Origin of the sequence: Brevibacterium litoralis (assembly GCF_040212315.1) — a bacterium.
Lineage (GTDB): Bacteria > Actinomycetota > Actinomycetes > Actinomycetales > Brevibacteriaceae > Brevibacterium > Brevibacterium litoralis.
On sequence record NZ_JBDIUY010000005.1, the window covers coordinates 20,936 to 27,958 of the forward strand.

The following is a 7,023-nucleotide window of genomic DNA, read 5'->3' on the forward strand; positions in this document are numbered from 1 at the left end:
AGGTGCCACTGACCTCGCACTCACTTCGGGAGCCGGGAACGGGAGTACGGTCAGTGGCGGATTGCCGGCTGAGAAGCGCCACAGACCGTACTCTCGATGGCTCGGTCGCCTCCGAGCGAAACCCTCACCCGAGGGCAGCGGCTGCGGCTCGACCGGTAGCACGGCCGGAGAACAGGCAGCCGCCCAGGAAGGTCCCCTCGAGCGCGTTGTAGCCCATCATCCCGCCGCCTCCGAAGCCGGTCACCTCGCCCGCGGCGTAGAGCCCGGGGAACGGGGTGCCGTCGGCGCGCAGGCACCGGCCGTCGAGATCGGTCTCCAGGCCGCCGAGGGTCTTGCGGCTGAGCACGTGCAGCCGGACGGCTACGAGCGGGCCGTTGCGCGGGTCGAGGAACCGATGGGGCTTGGCCGCGCGAATGAGGCGGTCGCCGCGGTAGTGCCGGGCCGCGTACAGCGCCGTCACCTGGGCGTCCTTGGCGAACGGGTTGTCGATCTGGTCGTCCCGGGCGGTGACCAGGGCACTGAGGGCCGCCGGGTCGATGTGGGGCCCACCCATCTCGTCGGCCAGGCGGTTCATGCCCGTCACGAGCTCGGGCAGGGTGTCCGCGACGACGAAGTCCTCGCCGTGCTCCATGAAGGAGAGCACCGGTCCGGGCCCCTTGAGAGCACGCCCGGCGACACCGCGGAGGTCCTTGCCCGTGAGGTCCGGGTTCTGCTCGGAACCGGAGAGCGCGAACTCCTTCTCGATCACCGACTTCGTGAGGACGAACCACGAGTAGTCGTACCCGGTCGACCGCAGGTGGCGCAGCGTCCCGAGCGTGTCGAAGCCAGGGAAGTACGGGGCCGGCAGGCGCTCGCCCGTGGCGTCGACCCACAGACTCGACGGGCCCGGCAGGATCCGGATGCCGTGGTTGCCCCAGATCGGGTCCCAGTTCCGGATCCCCTCGACGTAGTGCCACATGCGGTCGGGGTTGACCACGTTCGCCCCGGCCTCACGGGTGATCGTCATCATCCTCCCGTCGACGTGGGCGGGGACCCCGGAGACCATGGTCCGCGGCGGTGTCCCCATGCGCTCGGGCCAGGCCTTCCGGACGAGGTCGTGGTCGCCCCCGATGCCGCCGGAGGTCACGACGACCGCCTGTGCGGCCACCTCGAAGACGCCGGTGGGTGTGCGCGAGGTCGGGGCGCCTCGGCGGGCGGAATCCGGGGCGAGGACGGTGCCGCGGACCCCGACCGCGGTGCCGTCCTGCACGATGAGTTCGTCGACGCGGTGGCGGAAGGCGAAGTGGATGCGGCCGGCCTCCGCGTGGGCGCGGACGCGGCGTTCGAAGGGGGCGACGACGCCGGGGCCGGTCCCCCAGGTGATGTGGAAGCGGGGGACGGAGTTGCCGTGGCCGTCGGCGCGTCCGTCGCCGCGTTCGGCCCAGCCGACGACGGGGAAGAAGCGGTGACCCTGTGCGCGGAGCCAGGAGCGTTTCTCGCCGGCGGCGAAGTCGAGGTAGGCCTCGGCCCAGGCGCGCGGCCAGCGGTCCTCCGGGCGGTCGAACTGCGCGGAACCCATCCAGTCCCGGGTGGCGAGTTCAAGGGAGTCGCGCACGCCCATGCGGCGTTGTTCCGGCGAGTCGACGAGGAACAGGCCGCCCAGGCTCCAGTGGGCCTGCCCGCCGAGGGACTGTTCGCCCTCCTGGTCGACGAGGAGTACCCGGCGTCCGGCGTCCGCCGCCTCGGCCGCGGCGACGAGCCCCGCGAGGCCATGACCGACGACCACGATGTCTGTCTGCATCATGGCAGGCAGCCTAACCCTGACCCCGGCACAGAACCGCCCCGATATCGTTCACGGCCCCCGGTATTTCGCGACATAGCGGGGGCCGTGAACGATATCGGGGCGGATTCGGGTGGGCCGGGGTTGAACCGGGGAACGGGAAGCTTCCTACTGTGAAGTAGTTCCCTAGACTCCGACGTGTCTCGCGGTGTCCGACTGCTTCCCGGACGAGCTGAACGGAGCCCCGATATGAATGGCTACCCACACCCCGGTGGCAACGGCCCGCCGCGTCCTCCGGGAGGGTATGGGGCACCGAACCCGGGAGCGTCACAGGGAGCGCCACCGGTACCACCATCGGGCGGGTACGGCCCGCGGCAACCGGGACAGGGGCCTCCTCCCCGGTCGGGCCCACCTACCTGGCTGTGGATCGTCCTGGGGGGTCGTCGGACTCGACTTCGTGGGGCTGGTCGTCGTGGTCCTCGTCGTGTTCCTCGTGATCCTGCCCGGTCAGGAGCCGGAACCGGACTGCGGGGACGGATGCGGGCCTCCTTCGGCCCAACCCGCTCCGACACCGACCGAGGTCGTGGACACGGTCACCGTCGACACCGCGGTCGGGCCCGTCGAGTTCCTCGTGACCTCCGTGGTATTCACCGATACCGATGGCGGTGACGAGTACACAGAGTCCTACATCAGTCGGGCGATGAGCGATCCCTACCAGGGGTTGGTGCACCTGTACACGGTCTGTGAGTCCCGCGAGGAGCAGGAGGAACTTCTGTGGGAGATCGCAGAACTCGTGACCCTGGAGTGAGGCGCGTCAGCCCTGGGACGCCAGCCGTCGCCGCGCTATGTGTTTCGGACGGTCTATTTGCCCGAATAGCGCGTCCACACCGAAACGGCGCGGCCACGTTGCCGCCACCATCACGCTGCGCGGCGGGCGAGGGCGTGGTGGATGACGAGGCGGCGCACCGAGGCGGCGGCCATCGCCAGTTCAGTGGCGCGCGTGAGCGGTACGACGGACCACCCCTCGTCGTGCAGACGCCGGGCGTAGACGTGGTGGGTGACGCACGGATCCCCGCCGCCGAGGCGCCCTGCCGTCTCAGCCCCCACCTGCGCCGGGTCCAGCCCCACCATCACCTGGGCGTCCCGGTAGAGGAGATCCGGTCGGATGTGTTCCGGCAGGTCGAGACCGTCGGCCTCGGGGGAGCCGGCCAGTCCCGGCAGATCCACCCGGGGCCGCACCTCCGGGTCCGGCAGTCCTGCGTGCCCGAGTGCGATGCGCAGACGCGACAGACGTGGTGATCGGACGTCGCCCCGCGCCCGGTCGAGCGCACGCAGGAGCTTCTTGCGTCCGTGCATGCGGGCGGTCGCCTCACCACGGAGGAACGGCACCAGGCGGTCCGGCGGCACGAGCACCGGCCGCACCCCTTGTTCCGGCCGCATCCCCGGTTCCGCGCGGTGCAGCACCGAGTGGTGCGCGTCCACGACGCGTGCGGACTTCTGCGCGGACATCGCGGCGTCGAGCAGCACGACCAGGTCGTCCTCCGTGAGCATCGCGGCACACTCGGCCACCACGCGCTCCGGGGCGTTGACCGGCAGTCCGTCGACGTCGCGCACGTCGATCCGTTCCGTCCGGTGCGCGCGGAAGCCGGTGCGCCGGATCTCGGCGGGAGATGCCACGTGGATGGGCCCGCGCACGAGGGGTGGCGGCACCGGCAGCCCCATGAGGTGCGCGGCGGACACCCCGCACAACACGGCATCCGGCCGCGCGGTCAGGAGGTCACGGAATCGGCTGTGCAGGCGCAGCGCAGCGTGGTCGAAGAACCCAGGGTCATCGAGAAACGTGGGGGCGTCAAAGGGCTTGCTGTCGTCCAAGAGCATGCAGTGAATCTAAACCGCATCAAACGGCAACAAAAGACCTCTATGAGGACTCTGGGGGCACTCTCAGGGAACGCGCTCTCTCAGGGAGCCTGCGCACGCTCAGGGAGTCGGCGGATGCACCCGCTCCATGTCGACCTCGGGGTCGAGGGTCCGGTGCAGCCCCGCCATGCCGCCGCGCGTCGCGGGGTCGACGTAGTCCGTGGGCTTCGGTGTCACAGCGCGCGCCTTCGCGTCGGCGACTTCCGGTGCCAGCTCGGAGGGCACCTCGCCCGCGGGGAACAGGGCCGTGAGGTCCTGGCCCTCCAGCAGGAACGGCACCATCCGGGCTCGCAGGACGTCCGGCACGGGCACCGGTCGGTGGGTCTCGCGGTCGAGCAGCAGGAGGACGCAGAGCAGGCGCATGACGACGGTGCCGGCGTGGTCGGTGAAGGTCTCGCGCAGGCGGATGCTCGTGTTGCCCACCTTCTCGACGCGGATGTGGTGGAACAGGTGGTCGGTGGGCTGCGAGACCTCGGCGACGTAGTCGATCGCAAGGTGCGCCATGAGGTGGCGGCGGGCGTACTCGGTGCGCAGCGACTCGTCGAGCCAGCGCACGCGCCCCTGGTCCGCGAGCACGATGTACTCCGCGTGGAACAGATGCCCCGCGAACCCGGGGTCCTTCCAGTTCAGGGGCAGGCGGAAGGGCAGCGGGGCTTCGTCGGGACCGGCAGCCTCGGCGGGACGGTCGTCGCCGGCCAGGCGAGTGGTGAGGGCATCGGTCGTCATCGACGGCGCTTTCGTGAGAAGGGGTGGGTCTACGCCACTTACTCTGCCACCCGGCCGTTCCGTGCCGTCCCGCGGGGTGCCCGGTCCGCCGCTGTCGAGGCGTCCCGCCCTCGTCTTCTCCCGTTCCCTCACCTGCCGCGTCGTGCGGCGCCGGCCCGACGGAACCCCTCGACCGCGAGTACGGAGAGGGCCACGGCGAGGAGGCCGTAGACGAGGAGGTCGGCACCGTGGGGGCGTTCGCCGATGAGGAGCGAGACGACGACGAGGCCGACGGGCTCGAGGTAGACGAGCAGGCCGAACAGGGGGATCGGCAGCAGGCGGGAAGCGGCGAGGAAGGCGGCCATCGCGCCGGCGCCTGCGAGGCCGACGGTCACGAGGGCGAGCAGCGTGAGGACATCGGTGCTGGCCGGGGACCCGTGCCCGCCCAGAACGAGGACCACGGCGAAAGGGGTGAGGGCCGCGGCCTCGAGCCCGAAGGCCATGGGGCCGTCCATACCGAACCGACGGCGCAGGAGGAAGTAGACGGGGTAGCCCACACAGATGACGAAGGTCGCCCACGACACCTGCGGCGTGAGCGCGAACTTGAGGGTGACGGCGACGGCGGCGATGCCCACGGCGAGCCACTGGGCGCGGGTGACCTCGTCGTGGAGGACGAAACGACCGCCGAGGACGAGGGAGATGGGCAGCAGGAGGAATCCGAGGGACACGTCGAGTGCGTGCCCGTGGATGGGCGCCCAGGTGAACAGCCAGAGCTGCAGGCCGATGAACGCGCTGAGGAACAGGAACAGCAGTGGCCGCCACCAGGTCCGGGTCGTGTACGTCCAGGCGGTCCGGAGCGAAGCGCGGACGGCCGGATGGACCAGCGCGAGCCCGTAGCAGGCGACCGCCAGCAGGACCCGCCACGCGAAGAGCGCCGCCCCCGAGGCGTCCGCCACTCCCGAGATGTAGAAGATGAGGCAGAACAGCCCGGCCGCGAGAGCGATGGCACCGACGCCGCGCGCCGTGGTGGTTTCCTGCTGCATGCACTCATTCTCGGCGACGGCGGGCGACGAGCAGGAGTACGCCACCTACGACGAGGACGCCCACACCGGCGATGAGTGCCCAGAGTGTCGCGCCGGTGAAGGGCAGGGCACCGCCGGTGTCACTCCCACCCGCGGCCGGGTCATCCTGCTCGGCGGGATCCGCGGCGGAGGCGCCCGTGCCGTCGGCGGCGTCCGTGGAGTCGGCCGGCGGCGTGGCGTCGGGGCCGGAGGGCGCCTCGGTGGCGGTGGGATCCGACGTGCCGGGGTCGCCTGCGCCGGGAACGGGGCCGTCGTGGACGGTGAAGTCGGCGGTGTGGATGACCTCGCCGAAGTCGCCGGCGATCACGAGCACGCGCCAGTCGCCCACCAGATCCTCGGCAGGTGCGGTCGTGTCGAGGGGGAGGGGCTGGTCGACCTCCCCGGTCGGGCCGACGGCCAGGTCGAAGAACGTGTCCCAGGCGGCCGCCGTGCCGGTGCGCTGGACGACTGCTCGGTGGTCGAGCGCGGGGTCGAGGTCGCTCGCCTGCACCTGCGGCATGACGGCGGGGTCGTCCTCGGGGGCGTCCGTGCGGATGTCGGCGACGTCGACGTCCGCCGGGCTCACCTGCACCTTCTCCACGGGGGCGAGGTCGGCGACCTCCTCGGGGGTCTCGACGATGTCGAAGGTCGCCGTGGCGTACGGGACCGAGTGACCGTCGAGGGGGAACACGATCGCGATCCACTCGTCGAGCATCCGGTCGTCCCGGTTGCCCAAGGTCTCGCCGTCGATCGTGAAGGTGAAGGTGCCGGTGGCGCTCGCGTGAACCTCGTGGACGATCGCGGATTCCGGTGCGGCGTGGGAGCGGCGGATGTGGAGTTCGAGGGTCTCGCTGTCGGGCTCGAACCCGCCGGCGTGCACCTCGACACCCTCGCCGTCGAGGATCGCCTGCTCGGTGATCGCGGTCGGCGTCACGGACAGGTACGGCGCTGCGCGTGTCACCTGCGACGACGCGAGTGTCGGTTGCCCGATGAGCGCCAGTGCGGCCACGACGGCGAGTGCCGCGATCGCGGCGAGAGCCGTCCGGAGTCGGGCGCGGGACATGTGGTCGGGTCGGGTGCGGAACATGACGCCTCCTCTCTCGGTGGGGGTTCCCACGGTAGGTCTGCGCCTGCGGTCTCACCAGGGGTTTCGTTACGAACCGACCGATCGTTACCCACCTTCTCCCGGGCTGTGACCCGCGGTGTCCGGACCGTGACCTCGAGTCCCGATCGAGTGCGAGCTCGCCGGCACTTCGGGCCGCCCGAATCCGCCACTGACCTCGCTCTCGATCGGGCGCCCTTCGTCACCCCAATCGCTCCCGAGGCGCCCTGCACGTTTCACGTGAAACGTGCAGGGCGCCTCGGGAGCGATTGGGGTGACGAAGGGCGCCCGATCGAGAGCGAGGTCAGTGGCGGATTCGGGCGGCCCGAAGTGCCGGCGAGCTCGCACTCGATCGGGACTCGAGGTCACGGTCCGGACACCGCGGGTCACAGCCCGGGAGAAGGTGGGTAACGATCGGTCGGTTCGTAACGAAACCCCTGGTGAGACCGCAGGCGCAGACCTACCGTGGGAACCCCCAC

The 7,023-nt window shown here is 70.9% G+C and carries 6 protein-coding genes; 1 reads left to right on the top strand and 5 read right to left on the bottom strand.

The genetic code is table 11. The features are described from left to right. Positions 1-124 precede the first annotated feature (124 nt). A complete protein-coding gene (locus tag AAD496_RS01435) occupies positions 125-1,780 on the bottom strand; it encodes an FAD-binding dehydrogenase (protein ID WP_349826853.1) in 1,656 nt (551 codons plus the stop codon). Positions 1,781-2,216: 436 nt separating this feature from the next. Between AAD496_RS01435 and AAD496_RS01440 the strand changes: the two genes are divergently transcribed. Further along, on the top strand, positions 2,217-2,567 hold the full coding sequence (locus tag AAD496_RS01440) for a hypothetical protein (protein ID WP_349826848.1): 351 nt from the start codon (positions 2,217-2,219) through the stop codon (positions 2,565-2,567). A 110-nt stretch (positions 2,568-2,677) separates the two neighbouring features. On the opposite strand, the gene AAD496_RS01445 is transcribed toward AAD496_RS01440, so the two are convergent. The 4 genes from AAD496_RS01445 to AAD496_RS01460 form a co-directional block, all read right to left on the bottom strand. After that, complete coding sequence (locus tag AAD496_RS01445; protein ID WP_349826849.1) at positions 2,678-3,637, bottom strand: hypothetical protein; 960 nt, start codon at positions 3,635-3,637, stop codon at positions 2,678-2,680. 99 nt (positions 3,638-3,736) lie between these two features. After that, complete coding sequence (locus tag AAD496_RS01450) at positions 3,737-4,402, bottom strand: acyl-CoA thioesterase (protein WP_349826850.1); 666 nt, start codon at positions 4,400-4,402, stop codon at positions 3,737-3,739. A gap of 128 nt (positions 4,403-4,530) precedes the next feature. Then, entirely contained in the window at positions 4,531-5,424 is an 894-nt protein-coding gene (locus AAD496_RS01455; RefSeq protein ID WP_349826851.1) for an EamA family transporter, read from the bottom strand. Positions 5,425-5,428: 4 nt separating this feature from the next. Beyond that, a complete protein-coding gene (locus AAD496_RS01460; protein WP_349826852.1) occupies positions 5,429-6,529 on the bottom strand; it encodes a hypothetical protein in 1,101 nt (366 codons plus the stop codon). Between the last annotated feature and the right edge of the window lie 494 nt (positions 6,530-7,023).

Excerpts from the sequence above, each read along its gene's own strand:
- AAD496_RS01460 (WP_349826852.1), bottom strand. The coding sequence starts at position 6,529 with ATGTTCCGCACCCGACCCGACCACATGTCCCGCGCCCGACTCCGGACG.
- AAD496_RS01435 (WP_349826853.1), bottom strand. The coding sequence starts at position 1,780 with ATGCAGACAGACATCGTGGTCGTCGGTCATGGCCTCGCGGGGCTCGTC.
- AAD496_RS01445 (WP_349826849.1), bottom strand. The coding sequence starts at position 3,637 with ATGCTCTTGGACGACAGCAAGCCCTTTGACGCCCCCACGTTTCTCGAT.
- AAD496_RS01455 (WP_349826851.1), bottom strand. The coding sequence starts at position 5,424 with ATGCAGCAGGAAACCACCACGGCGCGCGGCGTCGGTGCCATCGCTCTC.
- AAD496_RS01450 (WP_349826850.1), bottom strand. The coding sequence starts at position 4,402 with ATGACGACCGATGCCCTCACCACTCGCCTGGCCGGCGACGACCGTCCC.